The sequence below is a fragment of the Luteibacter sp. 621 genome (genome assembly GCF_050435445.1).
In the GTDB taxonomy this organism is placed as follows: domain Bacteria; phylum Pseudomonadota; class Gammaproteobacteria; order Xanthomonadales; family Rhodanobacteraceae; genus Luteibacter.
In genome coordinates, this window is sequence record NZ_JBNDKI010000015.1 from 96,469 (window position 1) to 123,229 (window position 26,761).

The window sequence follows — 26,761 nt, forward strand, 5'->3', positions numbered from 1 at the left end:
CTTTCCGTAGGAGCGCGCTTGCGCGCGAGGGGTCGGTGTACGAGCCACAGATCCTGCGGCACTTAGCGAAAAGATATCGCGCGCAAGCGCGCTCCTACAGGGGGCGCTACGAGAGTGTGGACAGGCGGCTTTGGATGAAGCGTACGAAGCTTACCGTCGCATCGGAGGCCACGCGCCCGGTGACGGTGAGCGCGTGCAGCGGCAAGGGTTCGGGTTCGAAGGCTTCCAGTAGCGTGGTGAGTTTGCCGGTAGGGAAATGGTCGGCCACCAGGTAGTGCGGAAGCTGTGCGACGCCTAGCCCGCCTTCGACGGCGGCGAGCAGTGCGGCCACATCGGCGAATGCGACGCGCACGTTGCGGCGCCGCGGAGTCATGCCGCGGAAATGCCAGAAGCCGGAAGCTTCCGCACCGAGTGCCAGGCAATCATCATCATCGAGTTCGCCCGGATGCTTGGGCACACCCACGCGCTTCAACAGATCGGGCGACGCCACCGTCACCCGGCGCAACTCACCTAGCGAGCGCGCTACGACATCGGTGCTGTCCGGCAAGGTTTCGCGCAGGCTAAGTATCACGTCGGTCTGCTGGCGCAGCAGGCGGTTCATATCGCCAGCACCCACGGTCATCGAGAAGCGCGCCCGTGGATTAAGAGCCGAGAAGTCCGACATCAGGCTCGCCACCATCGGCGACAACAGCCCATGCGCTTCGATGCGGATCATCCGCTGCGCTTCGCCGGGAATGAGTGCGGCCTGCTCGGCGGCCTGGGCGGCTTCGCACATGGCTGCGGCGTACTGGTACACACGCTCGCCCGTGGCAGTCACGCCAAACTGGCGGGCATTGCGGTGGAGCAGGCGGGCGCCAAGGCGCTCTTCCAGCGCCAGGATGCGCCGGCTGATGAGCGAGCGGGTGGTGCCAAGCTTGGTGGCGGCAGCAGAGAATCCGCCGGCCTCGATGGCCTGCACCAACAGGTACAGGTCGCCAAGATTGTCAATCGAATCCATGCCTTGCACGGGCTTCTCGTCGCTGCTGCGTCGTTTAAGATTAGCAGAAATGGTAGTGCCCCCCGTGTGATGACGGCTTTGCGAGAACGTCAAAGCCGTTTGCCCTGGCGGAAATGATACCCAACACGGCCGTATACTCCGCGCCTGGTCCGCCACCGGAAGTGGCGGTAGCCTTCACAGGGGGAAGGACGTGGCGGCGCAGGAACCACACATTCTGGTGATTGATGATGCCCCCGAGGGCATCCGCGACCTGCTGCAAGCGCTCAGGGCCGAGCCCTTCCGCGTGAGCCTGGCCACGTCGGCCGCGCATGGCTACCAGCGCGCCCAGGTGCTGTCGCCCGATCTTGTCCTGCTCGATGTGCGTATGCCGGGCATGGATGGTTTTACTCTGTGCCGTTTGCTGCAGGAACTGCAACCCGGCCGCGATATGCCCGTGCTGTTCCTCACTTCGGCCGCCAGCGAAGAAGAACGCCTCGCTGGCTTAAGCCAGGGCGCGGTCGATTACATCCTCAAATCGTGCAGCCCCGCCGAACTGCTGGCGCGTGTGCGCATCCACCTGCGCCTTACCCGGCGTGGCACGCTGGAAGACGCACCGCACGACATGCCCATGGGCCGCGATGAAGTGGTCCTGCGCGCGGCCATGCGTTACATCGGCCAGCGCCTGGCTGATTCGCTAAGCCTGGATGTGATCGCCGAAGCGGTCGGCACCTACGACAAGCGCCTCTCCGCCATCTTCCGCCAACGCGTGGGCACCACGGTGTTCGGCTGGATCCGTGAAGAACGCCTGCGCAAGAGCCGCGAGCTGCTGACCACCACGACGCTGGGAATGCAGGATATCGCCCTGGAGATTGGCTTCAGCAGCGCGGCGAACTTTGCCACGGCGTTCAGGGAACGCCTTGGCGTGACGCCCGGTGAGTACCGTAAGGCGGCTTCCGAGGACGCGACGCGCGATGCGACGACAGCGCGTGCGTAACGCCTTGCGCAGCATCATGGCGTGTGTGGCCTTCGCGGCTACCGCGCTGTTGCCACCGGCGCAGGTACATGCCTCGACGGTGCAGCTCCCGCTCACCATCTACGACCAGGGCACCGGCCTGACCAGCCTCTCCGTGGTGCGCCTGTACGAAGGCCACGATGGTTTCCTGTGGGTGGGCACGGAGAAGGGCCTTTACCGCTTCGATGGCCTGGGCTTCGAAGCGATTGGGCCGTCGCGTGGTTTCCAGACCTCCGAAGTGGTCGCCATGACTGAAGACCCGGCCGGCCACCTGTGGGTGGCTTCGCGCGCGGGCCTGCAACGCCGCAAGGCCGATGGCAGCTTTGAATGGGTATCGCCCGACGGCAAGCGCCTGCTGGTGGATCGCGGCCGTTCGCTGGCCGCCGATAGCGAAGGCGGCATGCTCGCGGTGAGCGGACACCGCATGCTGCGGCTTACGCAGGACGCGAAAGGCGAGTGGCACGTAAGCGAGCCGCTGGCCAATGTCCAGGTACTGGCGCCCGGCGATATCGCCGCGGTGATCCACAACAGCGGCACCACGTGGTTCGGCTGCGGGCCGGCCTTGTGCCGCCTGCGCAATGGCGTGCTCACGCGCTTTGGCGAGGACAAGGGCGTGCCCGCCGACAAGTGGCTCGGTTTGCTCGCCTCGCGCGATGGCTCGGTATGGGCGCGTGGCATTGCCCACGTGCTGCGCCTCCCGGCCAACGCGTCGGCCTTCGTGGCACACGATATTCCCGATGGCCACATGAAGGTCGCGGCCTCCAGCATCGATATCGTGGAGGACCGGGCAGGGCGCATCCTGACCCGCACCGATGTGGGCCTGGCCCGCTGGGATGGTGCACGCTGGCAGCTGTTCGATACGAACAACGGCCTGCCGGGCGTGGGCATCTCGTCGATGGTCTCCGATCGTGACGGCATGGTGTGGATGGGCACCTACGGCCGCGGCGTGTACTACTGGAGCAGCGCCGACGCCGTGGAAGACTGGACCGCCGCACAGGGTCTGAGCGGTAGCCTGGTGTGGTCGATCGCGCGTGGCGATGCGCACGCGCTGTGGGTCGCGACCGAAGCGGGCGCCGAAGTGATCGCACCCGAGGCCAACGCCGCGCACCGCGCACCGATCGAGCTGCCACCGCCCGCGCAAGCGCATGCCGTGATCGCCGATGGCAAGGGCGCCATCTGGTACTTCCTGTTCGATGGCCGCGTCGCGCGCTACGACACCCAAAAGCACGAAACGCGCATTGTCACCACGCTGCCGTACCTCATCCGCGGCGCGCTGATGGATCACCAGGGCCGCTTGTGGGCCTACACGCTGGGTGGCCTGTACCAGATCGATCCGCTGAGCAGTACGGCCACGCGGGCCGCGCCGGACCTCATCCCTTCGACCATGTGTTCGGATGCAGCCGAAGACACCCAGGGCCGCCTGTGGGTGGCGTGCAGTGCCGGCCTGTTCCGCCTGAGCGAGGACCGCTGGTCGCACGTCTCGCTGCAGCCCGGTGAATCCGCCGGCGGCTACGAGAACGTAGCGGTGACGCCGGATGGCCGCTTGTGGCTCAGCGCCTTGCAGCCAGGCCTTTGGGTCGCGGATGTAAGCGATGCCGATACGCTGGCCGCCGCGCCGGTGGCCGACGCCTTGCTCGCTGACACGCGGTTCTACTTTTTGCGCGTGGACCAGCGCGGCCGGCTGTGGGCCGGCGGTGGCAGTGGCGTGGATGTGCTCGACCACGGCACCTGGGCACGCCTGACCATGCGCGATGGCTTGCTGTGGGATGAAACCAACCACGGTGCCTTCCTCGCCGATGCCGACGGCACGGTGTGGATTGGCGCGCCGGTGGGCCTCACCCACGTGCTCGATCCCGACCAGTTGCTGGCGCCGCGCAATATCCAGCCCGTGATCGCGGATGCACAGTACGGCGATACGCGCGTGGAGGCCGCAGCGACGTTGCCGTTCCAGCAGGCCACCGCGCTGGTGCTGCATTTTGGCGTGGCGAACAACAACGCCGGCCACCCCGTGCGCTTCCGCTACCGCCTGCCCGGCGTGGATGGCGATTGGGTGGAAACGGCGCAGCATGAAGTGCGCTACGCGTTGCTACCGCCCGGCCAGTACACCTTTGAAGTGCAGGCGATTGACGTAAACCGCCGCGTGGCCTCACCGCCGCTGACGCTGACGTTCACCGTGGCGCCGCCGTGGTGGCAAACCGTGTGGGCATACGCGGGCGCCGCATGCCTGGTGCTACTGGCCCTGTGGGGCGCGTGGCGCTGGCGCATGCGCGTGCTGATTGCGCATGCACGCCGGCTTGAAGCGGTGGTGGACGTGCGCACCACCGAACTGCGCGATGCGCTGCACGCACGCCGCATGCTGCTGGCCCACGTCGGCCACGACCTGCGCGCACCGCTCAACACCATCATGTCCGCCGTGCGGAAGTGGCGCGGCGGCGATGCCGCGCGCGATTACCCGCGGATCATCGAGCGCCATGTGCACCAGCAGATGGCCTTGATCGACGAGTTGCTGGAGTTCTCGCGCGGCGAGCTCACCGGGCTGCAACTGGAGCCTGCGCCGGGGTACCTGCATGCGTTCCTGCATGAGGTGGCCGAGCGCGCCGACCTGCTGGCCGAGCGCCACGGTAACCACCTCACCACCCACTTCGACGAGCACCTGCCGGCGCTGGTGGTGGCTGATTTCCGTCGCCTGGGCCAGGTGCTGATGAACCTGCTTGGCAACGCGGCCAAGTTCACCCACGGCGGCAGCGTGGTGCTGCGTGCCGGCGTGGGGCAGGCCGGTGCCGAGCGGGCGCGTATTACGTTCGTGGTGGAGGACACCGGCATCGGCATGGACCCGAAGGCGCTGGAAGCCCTGCGCCAGCCGTTCGCGCGCGGTGATAACGCGGCGCGCCACGATGGCAGTGGCCTGGGCCTGGCGATCGTTGAACAGCTGCTGCAGCACATGGGCTCGCACCTGGACGTGGAAGCGGTGCCCAGCGGCGGTAGCCGCTTCACCTTCGGCGTGTTGCTGCCCGTAGCCAGCCCCAACGATGTGGAGCCTGAGTTGCCCCCGGGCGAGGACGCGGGCGAGATCGACGGCGATGACCGGGTCGTGCTGGTGGTGGAGCCACACGCCCCGACCCGGGCCATCCTGTGCGATCTGCTGGATGGCTACGGTTTCCATAGCGTGGCCGCGGCCGATGGCCATGCTGCCGCCGTGGCCCTGCAACAGCAGCGGCCCGCGCTGGTTGTCACCGAGCTGCACTTCCCCGGTGGCGATGGCTGGCGGCTGCTGCACGCGGTAAGGGAGCAACACCGCGACCTGCCGGTGTTACTGTACGCGGCCACCGCGCCGGCCCCGACGTTCGTCACGAATGTGAACTTCGACGGCGTGCTGCTGAAGCCGGGCACCGCGGGGGAATTCATGCGCCAGGTCATGAAACTGGCCGTTACGTGCCCACGCGTAAGCGGCAGCCCCGTAAGGTGAAAAATTCCTAGCTGCCGTTTCGGCGCAGTCCCCTTAAGCAAAACTACTGAGAGCGCGCTGCGGCGCGGTCTTGCAGCCCGGCCTTTGCTGGAGGGGACGTTGGTCACGCCACGCGTGACATAAGTTCCTGCGTTACCCCCTTCCCCGTTACATGGCTGATACATAGGATCGCGCCAAACTCTGTGACTTAGTTCACAGCTTTTCTACCGAACCTTCACACCTGCGACTGAGCCAGTCGCGGGATGGCGTCGTTCGGCCCGTGATTGCCAGCAAAGAGCAAGGCGCACCATGCCAGGGACCAAGTCGAACAACCCCTTCCGCCCGCGTACCCACCGTTACGCGCTCGAGCCCCGCCAGATGTACGACGGCGCGGCGCTCGTGGAAGCCGCCCACCACGCCGATCCGGCGGAAGCGGCCCACGATGCGGGCAAGTTCCACAGTGCCGCCACCGACCAGCCCGGCCATGCCGTGCAGGCCGCCCCGGCACCGGCCCCCGCCGCCGCTCCTGCGCCGGCCGCCACGGCACCCGCCGAGGCGCAGCCGAAGGAGGTGTATGTGGTGGACGAGAGCGTTGCCAACTGGCAATCGCTCGTGGCCCAGCTGCCCAAGGGCAGCCAGGTGGTGGTGATCGACGACAACTCCTCGGGCATGGAGCAGCTGGCCAACGCCCTGCGCGGCGAGCACGACATCAGCGCCATCCACATCATCAGCCACGGTTCCAGCGATTCCATTTCGCTGGGTACCGATACGGTGACGGCCGCCAACATCGATAGCTTTGCCCGCCAGATGGGCGACGTGGGCTCCACGCTGACGAAGGACGGCGACATCCTGCTGTACGGCTGCGACGTGTCCAGCAAGGACACCGCGCTGGTCACCGAGATGGCCAGGCTGACCAACGCCGATATCGCCTCGTCCACGGACGAGACCGGCGCGGCCGACCGCGGTGGCAACTGGACCCTGGAAGCCAGCACCGGCCACATCGAAGCGCGCACCCTGGCGCTCAGCTACGACGGCCTGCTCGAAGCGCCTACGGTCGATACCACGGCCAAGAGCGTCACCGCGTCTGAGCCCAGCCCGCTGAACGCGACCGGCGCGGACCGCGCCACGCTCACTGGCTGGACCATCACCGATTCGGGCACCGTCTCGGTATCGGTATCTATTGCCGATGCGGGCAAGGGCTCGCTGCTGGATGCCAGCGGCAAGGGCACGCTCACCAACGGCGTGTTCACCTTCACCGGTACCTCCGCCGATGCGAGCGCGTGGCTGAACCAGCTGCAGTTCGTGGCCGCCGATGTGGAGCTGGGCAACACCGCCGCCAAGACCACCATCAACGTGACCGTGACCGACACGGCTTCGTCGCTCACGGCCAGCAAATCGCTGGATGTGACCATCACCCCGTCGAACGATCCGGTGACGGTCGCCGACGCCGCCCAGAACGTGGCCGAAGTGGATGGCGGTACGGGTACCGTCATCACCAAGGACACCCTGGTCGCGATCGATCCGGAAGTAACCGCGGGTACACAGACGCCCTCGCAGATCGTCTACAGCGTCACCGCGATTCCCACCTACGGCTACCTGACCCTTAGCGGCACGCGTTTGGGCGTGGGCTCGGTGTTCACCCAGCAGGATGTGATCGACGGCAAGGTGCGCTACGTGCACACCGCCACCGGCGCCGACCAGGACACGGCGGATGGTTTCACCGCGCGCGTGAACGATGGCGCGACCCCGCTGGCCAGCTCCGATACCGTGCATATCACGCTGAATGTCGTGCCCGAGAACCAGGCCCCGACGATCGGTGGCGATGGCAACGTGTACGAAGGCCAGCCGGCCAATGCCGTGGATACCGGCAACGTCGGCCAGTACATCGTGGCCGGCAGCGGCGGCGATCCGCAGGATACGTCGCTCACCATCACGATTACCTCGCTGCCCACGCACGGCACGCTGTACTACAACGGCGTCGCCGTGACGGTGGGCCAGCAGTTCGATTACGCCGATCGCAACAAGCTGACCTACAGCAACGACGGCGTGGATGGCGTAACTCAGGATACGTTCGGCGTGCGCGTCACCGACCAGGGTGGCGGCACCGGTACGCCGGCATCGACCAATGGCACCGTTACGTTGCACGTGCAGGCGGTGGATGATGACCCGGCACTCATCGCCGCCAGCACGCGCGATGCGACCGTCACGGCGACTGGCGACGGCAAGACCGGCGCCTATGCCGTACTGCTTACGCCGCAGATGATCGGCGCTACGGACGTCGACTCGGCCGATGCCAACATCAGCTTCGTCACGAACCAGGCACTGCTGACGCACGGGTATCTGCTGCTGAACGGCGTGCGCCTGCAGGATGGCGCCGTGTTCACCATGGCCGATATCAATGCGGGCAAGGTCGAGTACGTGCAGACCTCCGGCGCGACCGCGGGCGAGACGACCAGCTTCACCTTCCAGGTGATCGACAACACCACCGCACTGCGCTGGAACGCCGATGGCACGACGTTCACCCGGGTGGGTGGTGATTACACCGGTGGCCTGAAGACGGACACCCTTAAAACTTACACCTTCACGATCCACCTGGCTGAAACGCCCGCCGGCAATGGCGGTAACTTCGACCCGGCCAACCACGTCATCAGCACCTCCGACTCGAGCTACGCGGGCCTGAACCCGAGTGGCGCCTCCAAGGGCACGGTCGACGAGGGCAGCAGCATCGTACTCAGCGGCACCACGACCAACGGCCAGCCGACCGATTTCTCGAAAACACCGGGCCTGAGCTTCACCTCCGATGGCGTGCCACCGTCGCAGGTGGTCTACACCTTCCTTGGCTTCACCCGCGATGACGGCACCACAGGCGGCGGTACCTTGCAGAAGCTGGTAAACGGCACCTGGGTGGACATTGCCCAGTACGGTACGTTCACCCAGGCCGACCTCAACGCCGGTGATGTGCGCTTCCAGCACGATGGCGGCGAGAACTTCCACCTGGTGGCGAACTTCTCGGTCTCGGCCGGCCTTACCGTGATCTCCAATGGCGTGGCGACGGCGGATACATGGACGCCGTCGATCGATATCTATATCAACCCGGTGAACGACGCGCCGGTGGTATCCGGTTCCTCGAACACGGTGATCAGTGAAGGCGAGACCGCCATGATCACCACCGGCCAGCTCACCATCACCGACCCGGATGATGCGACCAGCCAGGCTTACCTCGAGAACTCGAAGACCCTGCCGGACGGCACGAGCACCAACTACGCATACAACAACGATGCCATTGGTAACGATGCACTGAGGTTCATCGTGACCACGCTGCCCACGGGCGGCAAGCTGCAGTATTCAACCGACCATGGCGCCACCTGGAAGGATGTCCAGGTCGGCCAGACGCTCGATGCATCGATCATCACGGGCGATGCGGCGACCACCGGCCTGCGCTTCGTTAGCGACGGCTCGGAAGTGCGCAACACGAATTTCACCGTATCGGCCGTGGATCGCTGGGGCCAGGCCTCGGCGACGACCGGCAACGTTGGTATCCAGATCACCAACGTCAACGACGCACCGCAGATCGCGAAGGATCCGACTCAGGCCGACCCGGTGGCCGCGGACGGTTCGCCGAACGAAATTGGTGGTGCTGCAGCCAACGAACCGCTGACCGTGAAGGAAGGTGGCTGGGGACAGATCACCACGGCCATGCTGCAGGCGTACGATCCGGACAGCACCGATACGCAGGTGCAGTACACGATCACCAGCGCCCCGGCGCACGGCAGCATCGCGCTCTCCACCGATGGCGGCGTCACGTTCCACATCCTTGGCGCGGGCTCGTCGTTCACCCAGGCCGATGTGGCCGCTGGCCACGTGTACTACCTCAACGACGGCACCGAGCCGCTCGGCCACACGTACACGAGCACGGATAACACGCCGGACGACAAGTTTGGCTTCACCATCTCCGATGGTGACAAGGAACAGACCGGCAACGCGTTCTGGATCTATACGACGCCGACCAACGATGCCCCGGTCGTCACTGCGCCCAGCGGCACGATCGACCTGGATAGCCAGCAGGCTGCCAACAACCAGGTGCCGGGCTTCAGCGTGGCCGATCCCGACCTGACCACGGTCAGCGATGGTGAGGTCGATTACCTCCAGGTCACCGTGCGCCTGCTGCATAGCGATGGCAGCGCGTTCTCGGCCGCCGAATACAACGACGTGATGATTGGCTACGGCGCCGGTGCCGGCGTGGATGCGGACAAGAACGGCAACCACGATTACCTGGTACTGAGCGGTACCCGCGCGCAGATCAACGCCGCGCTGGCCGCCCTCACCGTCACGTTCTCCACCGACCGTGACGCGAAGTACCAGGTGCAGGTCATCGCCGACGATCGCCTGCGCGATGCGAACGGCAACCTCACCAGTGGAGCCAACGGCGGCACGGAAAACCAGTCGACCACTGCGGGTACCGGTACGGGTACGGCGACCAGCCCGGTCGATACCACCGACTACGACTGGTACACCGCCACGGTGCCGGTCAAGAACGGCAACATCTCCGCCGCCGCGGTGACCGTGCGCGCCTCGAGCGTGAACGAGCCGGGCGTGCTTACCGGCCCGACCGCGGTCACGACGAAGGAAGACCAGGCCACCTATATCGGCGGCAGCTTCGTCGTCAGTGATCCGGAATCGGCCGCGTTCGATACGCCGGTGACGGTGAAGCTGCATGTGGACCAGGGCACGTTGGGCATCGGTGGTACTGGCACCCAGACGTCGCTGAACGGCGTGACCATCAGCGGTGACAACACCGGCGACCTGGTGCTTACCGGCCTGGCCAGCGATATCCAGGCGCTGCTCAACAGCGGAACCACCGGGCTCACCTACAAGAGCGCCCAGGACGCCAACCACGACCAGAACGGCGCGGCCGCGGGCGACGTGACGCTCACGCTGACCTTTGACGATACCGGCTCGAAGATCGGTAGCGACACCGGCAGTGGCAGCCAGTCGAACAACCCGGCGCCCATCTCGGTCGCCATCACGATCGATCCGGTGAACGATGCCCCGACGGTCACCGCCGGTACCGGCACGGTGTACCTCAACGGCAGCACGCCGGTGGGCGGCTTCGTCGTCAGCGATGTGGACTACACCGACAACGGTGGCATCACCACTGGCGAAACCGACTTCATGCAGGTGACGGTGCGCGTCACCGATGCCAACGGCGTGCCGCTGCCCGCCTCGGCGTACGCGGATATCGTGCTGGGCTCGTCCAACGCCGGCACCTCGGGCGCGACCGTGGATGGCGCGTTCGACGGTACCGATGCGGCGCTGGTAATCCGCGGCACGCGCGACCAGATCAACGCGTACCTGGCGGGCCTGCAGGTCTCGATCGGTGGCAACCTGGCCAACGCGGACCAGTCGTACCACGTGGAAGTGATCGCCGACGATCGCCTGCGCGATGCGAACGGCAACCTCACGGGCGGCGCCAACGGTGGCCTGGACAACAACGCCGACGGCACGGATACGGCGGCGGTGCCGACCGACGCCATCGATCCGTACGCGGCCCTGCCGACCGGCCTGGGCCAGAACGTGTCCTCGGCGGATCGCGTAGTGTTCCCCAGCTCGGTGAACAACCCCACGGTGATCGGCGTCTCCGGTGCCAATTCGGCGGCCGAGAGCACGGCGAATACGTATACGCTGAAGAACATCACGCTTTCGGATCCCGATGCGGGCGATGACGCGATCAGTGCCACGGTGACGCTCCCGACCGGGTTCCTGGTCAATACGGTGCATGGCGTGGCCGCGGGTGCCAACGCCCACGGCACGTACAATGGCGCCGACTACACCGTGAGCGCCGATGGGCGCAGCATCACCTTCACCGGTTCGATCACGAACGTGGAGGCCGCGCTCAATACCGTCGGCGTGAAGCTGCCCACCAGCACGGTGAACCCGGACAACAACACCGCCTGGAACGGCACGTTCCAGGTGCAGCTGACCGTGAACGATGCCGGCAACCACGGCAGCCGCCCCGACCAGGGCACGCTGGATGCCGACAAGGCCTACAACGACACCCATTACACGGGCGCCGCGGGCGATCATTACGGCTACGCCGATACGGACCCCGCGTCCACCGATAGCGCGCTGGTCACCACGCGCGTCATCAGCGTCACCATCTCCAGCAGCACGCAGGTGCAGGAATCAGGCCTGACCGATACCAGCGGCTCGCAGGGCGTGAACGGCAGCGAGACCTTCGCGCTGGTCAATGATCTTGACCACGTCACGCTCAGTGGCAGCGGCGGTACCTCGTTGACGCTCACGCTGGCCCAGTTGCAGACCATCGGTACGCTGGATCCGGCGGATCGCACCCTGGATACGCCCAACGGCACGCTGGTGGTCACGGGCTACAGCGTTACCAACGGTATCGCCACGCTCACGTACCACTACGTACTCGATGGCCGGGTGAACCAGCCGGGCGCCACCAGCAGCAACGACGTCATCACGATCACGACGACCGATAGCGAGAACTTCACCGATACCGGCGCGATCACGGTGAAGATCGTGGATGACACGCCGACGGCGAACAACGATACGGGCAGCGCCAACGAAGACGGCACCCAGATCACCGGCAACGTCGTGACCGGCACGGGTGGCACCGGCCAGGGCGACCGCATCGGCGCCGATGCCAACGCCAACCCGGTGACCGCCGTGGTCGCGAACAAAACCTCCGGCAACACGGCCGGCACGGTGGGCAGCCCGCTGGCCGGGCAGTACGGCACGCTCAAGCTCAACAGCGATGGCAGCTACACCTACGACGTGGATAACACCAACGCGGCGGTGAATGCGCTGAAGGACGGCAAGACGCTGGTCGATACGTTCACGTACACGATCACCGATGCCGATGGCGACACCAGCACGGCCACGCTGAAGATCACGATCAACGGCCACACCGATGGCGAGCCGTCCATCGCACCGCACGACACCAACGGCAAGGACACCTTCGGTGGTGATTCCACCGTGTGGGAAGCCGGCCTGACCGTGGATGGGCCAAACGGCGAGAGCAAGAGCGCCTCGGATACGATCGATATCAGCGCAAGGGATGGCCTGGACAGCATCATCATCGGCGGCCAGACGATTACCGCGGCCCAGCTTGATGCGCTCCACAGCTCGGGCACGCCGATCACGATCACCACGACGTACGGCGTGCTGACCCTGACGGATTTCGTGGCCGGCACGCGGGTTGGCGGTGTCGCGACCACCGGGACCCTCTCCTACACCTATACGCTTTCCGCCGCATACAACCAGCCGGGCAGCGACCATGGCACGGATACCATCGGCCTTTCGGTGAAGGATGCGGGCGGTAGCACCAACACCGGCAACCTTGTCGTCACCATCATGGATGACGCCCCGACGGCGAAGGCCGATACCGCGGACGCCTATGAAGATGGCGCGGGCGCGACGGGTAACGTCATCGGTGGTACCGGCACCACGCCGGGCGCCGGCGATGTGGCCGACCGCCAGGGTGCGGACAAGAACGTGAGCGTGACCGGCGTCACGACCGGCACGGCGACGGGCCCGGTCAGCGGCAACGTAGCGGGTACCGGCGTCACCGGTAGCTACGGCACGCTGGTGCTGAAGGCCGACGGCAGCTACACGTACGCGGTCAACAACGATAACGCCACGGTCAACGCGCTGAAGGATGGTGAGTCACTCACCGACACCTTCTCGTACACCATCACCGATAAGGACGGCGATACCAGCACCACCACGCTCACCGTCACGATCCACGGCCACACCGACGGCACGCCGGCCGTGACGGCGAAGGACAACAATGGTGCGGCCGCGGGCGACGCAACGGTGTACGAGGCCGGCCTGGTCGATATGACGGGCGGTGCCACCACCAGCGGCACGATCACCGTGAGCGCGGGCGACGGGATCGATAGCATCACCTTCAGCTGGAATGGCCATACCTATGTGCTGACGTCTACCGACCTGGCGAATATCGGCAATCACAGCGAATGGGTCTCGTTCGGCACGCCGTATGGCCAGCTCACCATCAATGGCTTTACGGCGACCACATCGGTGGGCGGCGTGGCGACGGTGGCGAATGTCTCCTACCGGTACGATCTCAGCCGTGCTCCGAACAACGCGGGTACGGATACGTCCGATCCGTTCCAGATCGTCGTGACCGACGTCAAGGGCGTGAACAGCGCCGCGGCCACGTTCACGGTAGATATCGTCGACGACGCGCCCACGGCTCACGCCGATACGGGCGACGTGACCGAAGACAGCGGCACCGCGCTGGTTGGCAACGTGATCAGCCCGGTGACCACCGGCGATGTCGCCGACCGCGTGGGCGCCGATGGCGCGACGGTCTCGGCTGTCACGGTCGACCTGGCGGGCAGCACCACCGGCACCGGCACCGTCGGTACCGGCCTCGATGGCCAGTACGGCACGCTCAAGCTCAACAGCGATGGCAGCTACACCTACGTACTGGATGATGGCAACGCCAAGGTCAATGCGCTGAAGGATGGCGAGACGCTGACCGAGACGTATCACTACACGATCAAGGACGCGGATGGCGACACCAGCACGACGACGCTGACTATCACGATCCACGGCCACACCGACGGCACGGCCACCATCGCCCCGCACGATGGCAACGGCACGAACGCCGCCGGCGGCGATACCATGGTGTACGAATCGGGCCTCACCACCGATGGCCCCTCGGGCGAAAGCAAGAGCGCCACCGATACGATCGACATCACCGCGCCCGATGGCCTGGTCAGCATCACCGTGGGTGGCCAGGTGCTTACGGCGGCCGACCTGGCGGCACTGAGCGCGACGAACCCGAAGCCGATCACCACGGCCGACGGCAGCACGCTGCTGCTCACCGGTTTCGACGTGACCGAATCCGTGGGCGGCGTGCCGACCAAGGGCACGCTCACCTACATCTACACGCTCAATACGACGCAGCCCCAGCTGGCCGGCAGCGACCACAGCACCGACAGCATTGACCTGGTGGTCGATGATGCCGGCGGTGGCCAGGCGACGGGCACGCTGCTCGTTACCATCATGAACGATACGCCCACGGCCCACGCCGATACGGCGGACGTGAATGAAGATGGTGCCGCCGTCACCGGCAATGTCATCGGCGGCACGGGCCATGGCGCGGGTGACGTCGCCGACCGCCTTGGTGCCGATGGCGCCGCCACGGGCGGCCCGGTGACAGGCGTGCAGGCGGGTACGGCCACGGGTGCGGTCACCGGCCATGTGGGTACCGGCGTGGCTGGCCAGTACGGCACGCTCACGCTTAACGCCGATGGCAGCTACAGCTACGCGGTGGATAACGCCAACGCGACGGTGAATGCCCTGAAGACGGGCGACCAGCTGACCGAAACCTACACGTACACGATCACCGATGCGGATGGCGATACCAGCACCACCACGCTGACGATCACGATCCATGGCCACACCGATGGCAACCCCTCGATTGCGCCGAACGATCCCACCGTGTGGGAATCCGGCCTGACCCCGGATGGCCCCGCAGGCCAGCCGCGCACGGTCTCGGAAACGATCAGCGTGGATGCACCCGATGGCCTCACCAGCATCACCGTGGGCGGCACCACGCTCAGCACGGCGGATCTGGCGGCGCTGTCCGCCGGCACGCCGGTGAGCATTACCACCGCCGAGGGCAGCACGCTGCTGCTGACCGGCTTCACGCCCGACGTGACCAACGGCATCACCACCGGCGGCACGCTGTCGTACACCTATGTACTCAATGGCCCGCACACCCAGGCCCCGGGCACCAACGGCGTCGACACCATCGCGCTGAGCGTGCTCGATGCCGGCGGCGGTACCTCCACGGGTACGTTGGTCGTGGACATCATCAATGACGCTCCCACCGCGCATGCCGATACCGGCGATGTGAACGAAGACGGCGCGCCGCTCACCGGCAATGTCGTCAGCGGCAGCACGCACGGCGATGTGCCCGACCGCGTGGGCGCCGATGCCACGGCCACCCCGGTGACCGGCGTGCAGGCCGGTACGGCCACGGGCCCGGTCAGCGGCCATGTCGGCAGCGGTGTGGCGGGCCAGTACGGCACGCTCACCCTCAACGCCGATGGCAGCTACAGCTACGCAGTGGATAACGCCAACGCCACGGTCAATGCGCTGAAGGACGGTGAGACGCTCACCGAAACCTACACGTACACGATCAGCGACGCCGACGGCGACCGCAGCACCACGACGCTCACCATCACGATCCACGGCCACACCGATGGCGCGCCGGTGATCGGCGCGGTGGATGGCAACGGTTCGGCGACGGGTCATGCCACGGTGCACGAGTCTGGCCTGGCCGACCACGATGGCAGCCAGACCACCACCGGCACGCTCACCGTCACGGCGAACGATGGCCTGGCCAGCGTCACCATCGGTGGCACCACGATCACGGCGGATCAGCTCGGCCAGCTCGCCAGCGGCAACCCGGTAACGATCCACACGCCGGACGGCACGCTGGTGCTCACGGGCTTCCAGCCCACGGCCACCAACGGCACGGTACCGACGGCCGGCACCATCACCTACACGTACACCGTGGATCACGCCCTGCACCAGAACGGCGCGGATAGCACGGATACGGTGGCGCTGAGCGTCACCGATCGCGGCGGCGCCGTGTCCAACGGCACGCTGGTGCTCGATATCGCCAACGATGTGCCGGTGGCGCATGACGATACGGCCAGCATCGTGCAGGACAGCGGGCAGACCTCGGCCGCGGGCAATGTGTATGTCGGCTCCGATCGCATCGGTGCGGATGGCGCGGCCAGCGGCGGTCCGGTGACGGCCGTCTCGTCGCAGAACACGGGCCATACCGGCAGCATCGGCGCGGGTAGCGTGGGCGAGTTCGGCACCCTGGTGCTCAACGCGGATGGCAGCTACAGCTACAAGCTGGATGTGGCCAACCCGAAGGTGAGCTCGCTGGATGCCTCGCGCACGCTCACCGAAGTGTTCGTCTACACGATCACCGATTCGGATGGCGATACCAGCACCGCCACGCTCACCATCACGATCCACGGCACCACGCCGCCGATCCAGGCGAAGGGCGATGAAATCTGGCCGATCGGTTACGACCACACCCAGCGTGATATTCGCCAGGACTGGGAGCCGGGCCTGTTCGTGCTGCCCGATGGCGTCGAGTTCTCGCAGGAGCTGCTGGCGCAGCTCGATGCAGAGCGCCGCGTGGGCCTGAACGACTTCGCGCCGGACCACAGCCCGCTGTGGGATGACTTCTCGCCGTTCGCCCCGGGCAAGCAGGCGGAGCGCGAGCACGCTCGCGAGAAACACCACGCCCATGAAATGGAACACGCGAAGCACGTGGCGCAGAAGGCGCCGCAGGCCTCGATTGAACCGCCGCAGGTGCCCGTGGCTATCCACGTGCCGCCGCCGGCGAGCACCCCGGGCGGCGCGCCCTCGCTCACGGCCCGACTCGCGGCCATGGCGAAGGCGAATAACCCCGCGATCGCCGCCGTGCCCACCGAACAGCCACGCCACTAATGCGCGCCAAAAGGATTTTCCGACCCATGTCCCACCTTCAGCCGATGAACACTGCCATGTCGCGTTCCACGATGCGTTTTGCTCCCCTGGCCGCCTCGGTGGCCCTCGCGGTCTTCCTCGCCGGTTGCGGCGCCGTGAAGCCCAAGCCGCTGACCCACGATGAGATCGCCACGCGCGTACAGAAGGACACGCAGGCGATGTACAAGGGCCAGGAGCCGGTGAACGGCCCGCTGACGCTTTCCGACGTCATGGCACGCTCGCTGAAGTACAACCTGGATTACCGCCTGAAGCTGATGGAGACGGCGCTGTCGCAGGGCCTGCTCGATGTGAGCAAGCTGGACATGCTGCCCAAGCTCACCGCCGATGCCGGCTACCGCTGGCGCAGCAATGATTCCGGCGGCACCAGCATCGGTATCGAGGACCGCATCGTCTCGCTGCGCCCCTCCACCTCCGAAGAGCGCGCGCACCTGCTGGGCGATGCCACGCTGTCGTGGGATGTGCTGGACTTTGGCCTGAGCTACTTCCGTGCGAAGCAGGCCGCGGAAGACGTGAACGTGACCCAGGAGCGCCGCCGCAAGGTGCTGCAGAACATCGTGCAGGACACGCGCGATGCGTACTGGCGTGCACTGGGTGCGCAGCGCCTGCTGGGTGAAGCCACCAGCGTGGCCGATAACATCCAGTCCGCCCTGGATAAGACCCGCCAGGCCGAACGCGCCGGCATCCTGCCGCCGGTGGAAGGCCTGGAATACCAGCGCGCGCTGCTCGATGCGATGGCCCTGGTCACCCAGAAGCGCCAGGAGATGGAGTTCGCCAAGCGCGAACTGGCCGCCCTGATGAACCTGGCCCCGAACACCGAGTTCACCCTGGCCGATACCAACGAAGCCGCGCTCTCGCCGCTGCCCTCGAGCATCGACCAGCTGGAGCAGATGGCGCTGGAACAGCGCCCGGAACTGCGTGAGGAAGACTACAAGACCCGCATCGATGCCCTCGAGGCGAAGAAGCAGATCACCGCGCTGTTCCCGAACCTCAACCTGTTCGGCGGCATCGGGTATGACTCCAACAAGTACCTGTACAACGAAAACTGGACCCAGGGCGGTCTCAGCATGTCGATGAACCTGGTGCGCCTGGCCGGTATCCCGGCGATCAAGCGCACCAACAAGGCGCGCATGGAAGTGGACGATGCCCGCCGCATGGCGCTGAGCATGGCGGTGGTCACCCAGGTGCGCGTTTCGGTGGAGCGCTACAAGCTGGCCGTGTACGACCACAACCTGGCGCAGGAGTCGGCGAGCGTGGACCAGCGCCTGGCCAGCGTCGCGCGGGCCGGTTCGAACAACCAGCTCACCAGCGATCTGGAAACGCTGCGCACGCGGGCCCGCTCGCTGGTCTCGCGCTTCCAGGAAGCCTCCTCGTACGCTGCGGCGCAGTCGGCCTACGGCCGCGTGCTGAACTCGGTAGGTATCGACCTGATGCCCGAGCAGGTGGCCGGTAGCGACGTGGCCACGCTCTCTCGTGCCATCCAGACCAGCCTGGTGGAAGGCGAGCAGCACGTGTTCACCCAGGTGGCCGATGTGGCCCACGTGGATCGCCCGTTCGCGCTCAGCGTCTCCGGCTTGCCGGCGAAGGTAGATGGTGATGCCGTGCGTAACGCCGTGGGCAACGTGCTCAGCGGTAACCGCCTGGCGCTGGGCAATGGTAACGACGCGCTCGCGGTAGAGCTGCATTACAGCGCCTCGCGCGGCAAGGCCACCACCCGCGCGCTGTGGGATGTGACCGTGCAGGACAAGGGCGGCAAGCAGCTGATGAAGCAGAGCTACCAGAGCTACCTGCCCGATGACGTGACCACTCGTTCGGTGAGCGCGCTGGCCGAAGCGGCGGTGCTCTCGGTGCTCGACCAGCTCCGCCAGCTCTCCGCCGCGCCGGAAACCGCTGCGGCGAACACCCCGTAATCCCTCACCTTACGCAGTAGAAAGACCATGAAGACGTTGAAGTGGTGGCCGGCTGTCGTTGCGCTTGGCATTGTTTGTTCGACCGGCGCAGGCGCGCAGGCGGCACCCACGGCCACCACCCAGGCGCCTGTGCGTTTCCTGGTGGTAGCAGACCAGGAAAGCCCGATGTCGGCGGCGACACCGGGCCGCGTGGCCCGTGTGTACGTGCAGCTTGGCGATGCCGTGGCCAAGGGCAAGGTGCTGGTCGCGTTCGATTGCAGCGACCTCACAGCCAAGCGCGATGCCGCCGATGCCGAGTTCAAGGCGGCGCAGCTGCGTTATGAAGCCAAGGCCAAGTTGCAGGGCCTGCAATCGGCCGCCGCGCTGGAAGTGGAGCTCACCGCCGCCGATGTGAACCGCACCAAGGGCCAGCTCGGCATCATCAATGCGCAGATCGCGCAGTGCCGTTTCGTCGCGCCGTTCGATGGTCGCGTGGCCCGCGTGCATGTGAAGGAGGGGCAGGGCGTCGGCGCGGGTGCACCGGTGGTTGACCTGGTCGGTACGGGCATGCCCAAGGCGCGCCTGAACGTGCCTTCCAACTGGATCAGCTGGCTGAAGCCGGGCGCGCACCTGGATGCCACGATCGACGAGACCGGCCAGCGCTACCAGTTGACCGTGACCCGCCTGAGCGGCCGCGTGGATGCGGTGAGCCAGACGATCGAGATTGAAGCCGATTTCACCGGTGATACCAGCCGCGTGCTGCCGGGCATGAGCGGCCGCGCCGCGCCGGGCAAGGGCTAAGCCGATGACCGCCAAGCCTGCCGCCGCCGCGCCGGCGTCATCGCGTTTCTACGCGCTGGCCTCGCGCGTGGAAGCCGCCACCACGGCGGCCGAGCTCGGCTTCACCATCTGCAACGATACGCGCCTGCTGGTGGATTACCGCCAGGCGGCGCTGGTAGTGATGGGGGCCGCACCGCGCCCGCCGCGCCTGGCCGCGCATTCGGGCCTGGCCGATGTGGATCCGAACACGCCGTATGCGCTGTGGCTGTCGGGCGTGACGAAGAAGATCGCTGCGCGCTGCGCGGACCTTCCGGCCAATGCACGCGTGCTGCCGCTTTCGCCCGACCGGCTCGATGATGAGCTGGCGCAGGGCTGGAGCGAGTGGTTCCCCGCCCACGTGTGGGTGTTGCCGCTGACGGGGCCGGATAAATCCGTCGCCGCGCTGTTGTTTCTGGGCCGCGACGAGCCGTGGCCGACCACGCTCACTTCCGATGGCGAGGAATTCGCGCTGCTGCACATGGCCGGCTTGTACGGCTATGCGTGGTGGTCGCTGGTGGCCCGGCCTTCGCGCGTGCAGCGCTGGTGGCGCGCGGCGACGAGTGGCCGCCGCCTGCGCTATATCGCGGTGGGCCTGCTCGTGCTGTTGCTGCTGCCGGTGCGCGAATACACGCTGGTGCCGGCGGAGATCATTTCGCTGCACAGCCAGGTCATCGCCTCGCCGCGCGAGGGCGTGATCCGGCACATGGTGATCCAGCCCAACGCCACGGTGAAGGCGGGGCAGGTGCTCGCCGAGCTCGATGACACCACGCTGCGCAACAAGCTCGCCGTGGCCCAGGCCGAACTCGCCACCGCCAACGTGGAAATGCACCAGGCCGCGCAGCAGGCGATCGAAAGCCAGAACGCCAAGGCCGACCTGGGCATGGCCGAGGGCAAGCTGCACGAGCGCGAAGTGGATGTGGCCTCGTTGCAGCGCGAAGTCGAGAAGCTGGAGATCCGCGCGCCAGTCGATGGCGTGTTCGTGTATTCCGACCCGGATGACTGGGCCGGCCGCCCGGTGCAGACCGGTGAACGCATTGGCCTGCTGGCCGATCCGCATACGCTGGGCGTGCGTGCGTGGGCGCCGGTGGGTGAGCCGACCAACCTGGAAGGCGGCGCACCGATGACCGTGTTCCTTAAGACGGCACCGCTCAGCCCGATTGGCGCGCGGCTGGATTACGCCGGTTACCAGTCGGTGGAATCGCCCACGGGCGTGGCCAGCTATGTGCTGCGCGGCACGGTAGATGGTGACGCATCCGCGGCACGCATTGGCTTGCAGGGCACGGCGCGTGTTTCCGGCCGCTGGAGCGTGCTGGGTTACCTGCTACTGCGCCGCCCGCTGGCCACTGTCCGCGCCTGGTGCGGGATATGAACGCGGCGGCCATGGCCGCCGCGGGCGTAGGCGTGGCAGCGGCGCCGCCGCCGTGGCCCGCGCTGCGTGATGAGCTGGATATCCACGCGGCGGGGCGCAACCGCGATGGTTCGCCTGCGTGGCACTTGTCTGATCCGGTGCGTAACCAGTTTTTCCGCATCGGCTGGCTCGAATTCGAGATGTTGCAGCACTGGGGGCTGGGCGATCCGGCGCGTATCGCCGAAGCAGTCGCCGCGACCACCACGCTGGCGCCGGAGCCGGAGGATGTCGTGGAGTTCGCGATGTTCCTGAAGCAACAGCAGCTGTTGCGCGCTGCGCAGCCGAAACGGGCGACCTCCACGGGCCATTGGCTGCTGCAGAACTACCTGTTCATTCGTGTTCCGCTGGTGCGGCCCGAGCGCTTCCTGCGCAAGGCGTTGCCGTATATCCAGTGGATGTTCGGCACGCGGTTCCTGGTGGCCACGCTGATCGCGGCCGTGCTCGGGCTGATCTTCGCCGCGCGGCAGTGGGATGTGGTGCAGGCCAACCTGCGCGGCGCGCTCACGTGGGATGGCGTGTTCGCCTTCGCCGGCGCGCTGGTATTTTCCAAATGCTGGCACGAGTTCGGCCATGCGTTCATGGCCACGCGGCACGGTGTGCGCGTGGGCCACATGGGCGTGGCGCTGCTGGTGATGTGGCCCATGGCGTATACCGACACGGGCGAGAGCTGGAAGCTGGAGCGCTCGCAGCGCCGCCTGGCCATCGCCTCGGCTGGCGTGATGGCGGAGCTGGTGCTCGCGGCGTGGTGCACGCTGCTTTGGTCGTTCGCGCCGGACGGCAACTTCCGCAATGCGCTGTTCTTCCTGGGCACCACCGCGTGGGTACTTACCATCGCGGTGAACGCCAGCCCGTTCATGCGCTTTGATGGCTACTTCATCCTGGCCGATGCGCTCGACTATCCGGGCCTGCATGAGCGTGCGGGGCGCTGGGCGAAGCGTTGGGTACGCCGTACGTTCCTGGGTATCGAGGATCCACGGCCGGATGCCGTGTCGCGCCCGTTCGCAGCCTTTCTTACCGGCTTTGCCTTCACCACGTGGCTTTACCGCCTGACGTTGTTCGTGGGCATCGCCGTCGTGGTGTACCACGCCTTCTTCAAGGCGATGGGCTTGATTCTGTTCCTCGTCGAAATCGTGACGTTCGTGGTGAAACCCATGCAATACGAAGTACGTGTGTGGTGGCACCGCCGTGCCGAAATCCGCTGGCCGGTGGCGCGGCGCTGGCTGGCCGTCCTTGGCGTCGCGGCGCTGGTGCTGCTGGTGCCGTGGTCATCGACGATCCACGGCGATGGCGTGGTGGAATCCGGCTTCGAGCAACCGCTGTTCACGCCGTACCCGGCACAGATGGACAAGGTGCTGGTGCACGATGGCCAGGCCGTGAAGCGCGGCGATGTGCTGTTTGAACTCTCGGCGCCGGCGCCGCAGGATGATGGCGCGAAGGCCGATGCGTTGCGCGAGGCGTATGAGTCCGCCGCGCGCGGTGCGTCATCGCTTGATAGGGATGGCGTCGCCAAGCAGGTCGTGGCCGATCGCATGGCCGAACAGTACACGGCGCAAAGTGCAGCGAGCGCCGCGGAGCTGCATCGCTTGCGTGTCGTGGCCACGGGCGATGGCGTGGTGCGCGACCTGGATGAAACGCTGCGCCCGGGTAGCTGGGTTGCTTCCAGCGCGCGCATGGGCACGCTCGTCGGTGGCACGCGCTGGCGGGTGGAAGCCCTGGTCTCCGAGGCCGACCGCGCACGCCTGAGCGTAGGCAGCGACGCGACGGTATTTCCGAAGGGCGCGGCGGCACCCCTGCACGGCAAGGTCGTGACGGTGGATAACGGCGCCCTGGAACACCTGCCCAGCATCGCGCTGGCGAAGGAACGCGGCGGCCCCATTCCACTGAACCCCACCGCACCGCCGAAGGAACTCCGCCCGGCTACCGTGTGGTACCGCGTGCGCGTGGAAGGCGAGGGCGGCGCGCCCGTGGCGACCGAGCAGCTCGTTTCGGTCCACATCGATGGCAAGCGCGAAAGCCTGGGCCGCCGCTGGATCGATAGCGCGCTACTGATCCTGCTGCAGCAGACCGGCCTGGGCAAAGAAGGCTAACGGCCGCATGGCCCGGCTCTGCTGTAGGAGCGGGGGGGGGGGGGGGGGGGGGGGGGGGGGGGGGGGGGGGCGGCGCGCGCCCCCCCCCCCCCCCCCGCCGCCACGCGGGGGGGGGGGGGGGGGGGCGGGGGCGGGGGGGGGGGGGGGGGGGGCGGGGGGGGGGGGCGCCGGGGGGCCCCGGGGGCGGGGCGGCGCCCCCCCCCCCCCCCCCCCGCGCCGCCCCCCCCCCCCCGCCCCCCCCCCCCCGCTCCTACAGGGGTGTGGCTGGCTACGTAAATTCGTAAGTGCAGTGGGCGGAGCCCGTCCCCAGGAAACCGGCTAAATCCATGCCCCGCTACGGCAAATCGTCCATCTGGCGGGGTGGGCCGGGGATTTAACGATGTTTTGTCACATTTTTCGCTCCCACCGGTCATCCAATAAGGGTAGATATCACCACAGCCCCCACCGTTAGGAGATCCCCATGGCGTCGGCCATCGCTCAAGTACAGCCCCATGCCACCATCGTGCCTTCGGTGGCGATAGCGGCGGTATGTGCTGAGGTACATGACGCCACCCGGGTGATCGACCTTTCCGATGAGCTGATCGATACGCTGGAAGCCTTCGTGGCGTTCGACCTGCCGATGGGCATGTCGCTGTGCGAGTGGCTGGTGCTGCAGGCGCTGGACCCGAGCGACCGGCCCCTGACCGTGGGGCAGCTCAAGGCGTTGTACGCCGCGTAATTGCCGTCGTTCGCTGGGCAGTTACCCGGTCGTGCGAATGGCGATGATGGGCGGGACTTTCGCGGCATAGGCCGCCGGCCCCCATACGGCCAGCTGTCCCAGGGCCCACAGCAGCACCGCGCCGCCCAGCGGTACGTACAGCGGCATGAAATCGAGCGGGAAGAGTTTCATCAGGCCGATGTTCGCCGCGATCGCGAGCACCAGGCCAAGGATGACGCCGCCGCTGACGATCAGGAAGTTCTCCGCGTGGAAGTAGCGCAGGATGTCGCCCGCCGTGGCGCCGAGCGAACGGCGTACACCGATCTGCGTGCGGCGCTGGGCGACCCAGAAGCTGCTTAACCCGACGATCCCTCCCGCGGTTGCCAGCAGCAGCAAAGCGCACACGATGGCAAGCAGCATGGCGATGCTTCTATCCGTGGCGTAGGCCTCGGCGCGCGCCGCCGATAGCGTAACTACGCCCTGGCTGGGATCGAGGATACGCATGCCACCGCGCTGTTCCAGCGCTTTAAGCGCAGCGGCGATCACCGGACCCATGGCGGTGGCATCGGTGCGTATCATGTAGACCACACCCTCCGGATCGTTGGAGCGCGCCGGCAGCAGAATGCTGGCAAAGTCCAGGGTGGGCGATTGCTTCAACGGCGATTGCAGGCTGGCGACAATGCCAATGATGCTCGCGGGGCCGCCGGGCAGGTAAACCGTCTTGCCCAGCGCGGTGCCCCCGGGAAACAGTTTGTTGGCTACGTTGCGGGTAATGATGATGCCCGGTGCCGCCACTTTGCCCTCCGGCACGAAGGTGCCGATCTCGTCGGGGCGGAAGTTACGCCCTTCCTCCAGGGTGACGCCGAGCGTGTTGATGGCGTGGTCATCGGCCAGGTACGCCACACCGCGAACCGGCTTGGTGGTCTGCTCGGGCTGTAGCTTCAGGCCGGGCATGATGATGCCGTTGGCACCGGCGAGCGGGGATGTCTGGCTGGAGAACGCATCGCGCACGCCCGGTACGCCGCGCAAGGCAGCGAGATCCGCACGTAGGGCGGCATCGATCTGCGCCGCGTCCTGGCCAGGCTTCCAACCATTGTGGATCACGAAGATATGCGCTTCATCGGTACCGGTGGGGCGGGCCAGGTGGACTACGCGCGTGGCCACGATGTACAGCGCGTTCGTGGTGACGGCCAGGGTAAGCGCGACCTGCAACACGATGAGCGCGGTGGCGCCCTTATGGCGGCGGAGCGCGGCGAGGATGGGGCCGAGCTGCATGAATGCCCTGCTGAGTTTCATGGGCGGCTCCTCACGGGTTGATCTTGATCTGCCAGGCGGGTTCGGTCTGCGCCGCTCGCCAGGTGGGATACACCGCCGCGATCACGGTGGCCGTGACGGCAAGCAGCACGGTCAGCCCGATGAGCGATGCATCGACGTGCACGAGCCGCGCGATGGCAGGCTCGAAGATCCCGCCGATGCTCCACAAGCCGACCAGGGTGAGGCCCACGCCGAGCACGCCACCGGCCACGCCGACGCTGGCCCCTTCGATCAGGAATTGCCGGTAGATCGATGCGCGCGAGGCGCCGAGTGCACGGCGGATGCCGATCTCCGGGGCGCGGCGCATGAAGCGCGCGAGCATGAGGCCCACCACGTTAACCAGCACGATAAGCAGGAAACTGGCGGAGACCAGCATGGCGAGCGACGATGCCGTGGGCTTCACGCCCAGGTCATCCATCCAGTCCATGAGGTCATGCAGGCCCACGTTGGGCGGCCACGAAAAACGCCCCAGGCGCTGCTGCTCGAGAGCGTAACCGTGCAGGTAATCGCGGTACGCGGCGACATCGGCTGCCGTGGGCAGTTCGACCCAGGCGGTGACGCGGCCGCATTCACCGTGCAGGTAGGCATCCCAATGCTTCGGATCGGTTTCGCCGGCATCCGAGCGGCAATCCGGGAATTTGACATCCTTGTGCATGTCAGTCGCGCGGGTAAATGGGATGTAGACATCGCCCGCATCATCGAACGCGCCGTTCGAACTAAGGGTGGCAACATCGAAGAAGCGTGGCTTCGGGTTCCAGCCGTCGAGCACGCCGGCCACCTGGAAGGTTTTCCCATCCAGGCGGATCTCCTGGCCCACGCTGTTGCGCCCGCCGAACAGCCTGTCGTTAAGGGCGCGGCTGATCACGACCAGGGAGGCATGGCGAAGGTCATCGGCCTGAGCCCACGCGCCGCCGAAGCGGAACGGCACATCGAACATGCTGAAGAAATCGGCGGTAACCGCATCGCCCCCCATCGACAGCCCGGGGATCGAAGGATTATTCGATTCCACGGCCCACCGGGTGGCGTAGACCAGCGCTTGCCGTTTCGCCTTGTGTGCCTGCCACAGCGCCATGGCATCGATCGTGCTCAGCATTTCGGGCGGTTTGCCGTCGTCGGCCTTCGCCGGGCCGGCGTTATCGATCTGCGGCGCGAACAGCTGCGCCGATTTCCCCGGCAGGGGATCGCTGGTCGTCGCACGAAACACAGCGTACGAGACCATGCAGGCCGCCACGCCAAAGGCCAGCAACGCTACCGCCAGCGCGGTAAGCGCCTTGGTCCGCCGGCTGCTGCGCACAGCCAGCGCCACGTAATGTCCCCACATGCCCCATCCCCTGTCACGTCCTGTATTCGGGATGGTATGCCTAATCGGCCCGCCAGGGTGCGAGCCCCATCAATTAAAGAAGGAAATGTAGGAGCGGGGGGGGGGGGGGGGGGGGGGGTGGGGGGCGCGCGCCCCCCCCCCCCCCGCCCCCCACCACACACCCCGGCCGGGCGCGACGGACGGCCTCGCCCCGCGGGTCGCGCAGCGCCCCGCGGCGGGGGCCGC

At 66.7% G+C, this 26,761-nt stretch carries 11 protein-coding genes; 8 read left to right on the forward strand and 3 right to left on the reverse strand.

Features of this window, described 5'->3' with window-relative positions; translation table 11 throughout:
* Window positions 1–106: 106 nt before the first annotated feature.
* Window positions 107–997 (reverse strand): LysR substrate-binding domain-containing protein, encoded by an 891-nt coding sequence (locus tag ABIE56_RS15965; protein ID WP_429244778.1) that lies wholly within the window; start codon window positions 995–997, stop codon window positions 107–109.
* Window positions 998–1,214: 217 nt separating this feature from the next.
* Between ABIE56_RS15965 and ABIE56_RS15970 the strand changes: the two genes are divergently transcribed.
* The 8 genes from ABIE56_RS15970 (at window position 1,215) to ABIE56_RS16005 (ending at window position 23,922) form a co-directional block, all read left to right on the forward strand.
* Window positions 1,215–1,970 carry a response regulator gene (locus ABIE56_RS15970; protein WP_429244779.1) on the forward strand — a complete coding sequence of 252 codons (756 nt, stop codon included), beginning with the start codon at window positions 1,215–1,217 and terminating at the stop codon, window positions 1,968–1,970.
* A complete protein-coding gene (locus ABIE56_RS15975) occupies window positions 1,948–5,454 on the forward strand; it encodes a two-component regulator propeller domain-containing protein (RefSeq protein ID WP_429244780.1) in 3,507 nt (1,168 codons plus the stop codon). Before ABIE56_RS15970 ends, ABIE56_RS15975 begins: the two co-directional genes overlap by 23 nt.
* A 288-nt stretch (window positions 5,455–5,742) precedes the next feature.
* A complete protein-coding gene (locus ABIE56_RS15980; protein ID WP_429244781.1) occupies window positions 5,743–16,965 on the forward strand; it encodes a VCBS domain-containing protein in 11,223 nt (3,740 codons plus the stop codon).
* Window positions 16,966–16,991: 26 nt separating this feature from the next.
* Window positions 16,992–18,911: a TolC family protein gene (locus tag ABIE56_RS15985; protein WP_429244782.1), complete on the forward strand. Its 1,920-nt coding sequence runs from the start codon at window positions 16,992–16,994 to the stop codon at window positions 18,909–18,911.
* A 27-nt stretch (window positions 18,912–18,938) separates the two neighbouring features.
* Complete coding sequence (locus ABIE56_RS15990) at window positions 18,939–19,691, forward strand: efflux RND transporter periplasmic adaptor subunit (protein WP_429244783.1); 753 nt, start codon at window positions 18,939–18,941, stop codon at window positions 19,689–19,691.
* A 4-nt stretch (window positions 19,692–19,695) separates the two neighbouring features.
* Window positions 19,696–21,078: an efflux RND transporter periplasmic adaptor subunit gene (locus tag ABIE56_RS15995; protein ID WP_429244784.1), complete on the forward strand. Its 1,383-nt coding sequence runs from the start codon at window positions 19,696–19,698 to the stop codon at window positions 21,076–21,078.
* Entirely contained in the window at window positions 21,075–23,204 is a 2,130-nt protein-coding gene (locus ABIE56_RS16000; RefSeq protein ID WP_429244785.1) for an HlyD family efflux transporter periplasmic adaptor subunit, read from the forward strand. The genes ABIE56_RS15995 and ABIE56_RS16000 overlap by 4 nt, the downstream gene beginning before the upstream one ends.
* 460 nt (window positions 23,205–23,664) lie before the next feature.
* Window positions 23,665–23,922 carry a hypothetical protein gene (locus ABIE56_RS16005; RefSeq protein ID WP_429244786.1) on the forward strand — a complete coding sequence of 86 codons (258 nt, stop codon included), beginning with the start codon at window positions 23,665–23,667 and terminating at the stop codon, window positions 23,920–23,922.
* A gap of 21 nt (window positions 23,923–23,943) precedes the next feature.
* On the opposite strand, the gene ABIE56_RS16010 is transcribed toward ABIE56_RS16005, so the two are convergent.
* Window positions 23,944–25,197 carry an ABC transporter permease gene (locus ABIE56_RS16010; protein ID WP_429244787.1) on the reverse strand — a complete coding sequence of 418 codons (1,254 nt, stop codon included), beginning with the start codon at window positions 25,195–25,197 and terminating at the stop codon, window positions 23,944–23,946.
* A 10-nt stretch (window positions 25,198–25,207) separates the two neighbouring features.
* Window positions 25,208–26,536 carry an ABC transporter permease gene (locus ABIE56_RS16015; protein ID WP_429244788.1) on the reverse strand — a complete coding sequence of 443 codons (1,329 nt, stop codon included), beginning with the start codon at window positions 26,534–26,536 and terminating at the stop codon, window positions 25,208–25,210.
* Between the last annotated feature and the right edge of the window lie 225 nt (window positions 26,537–26,761).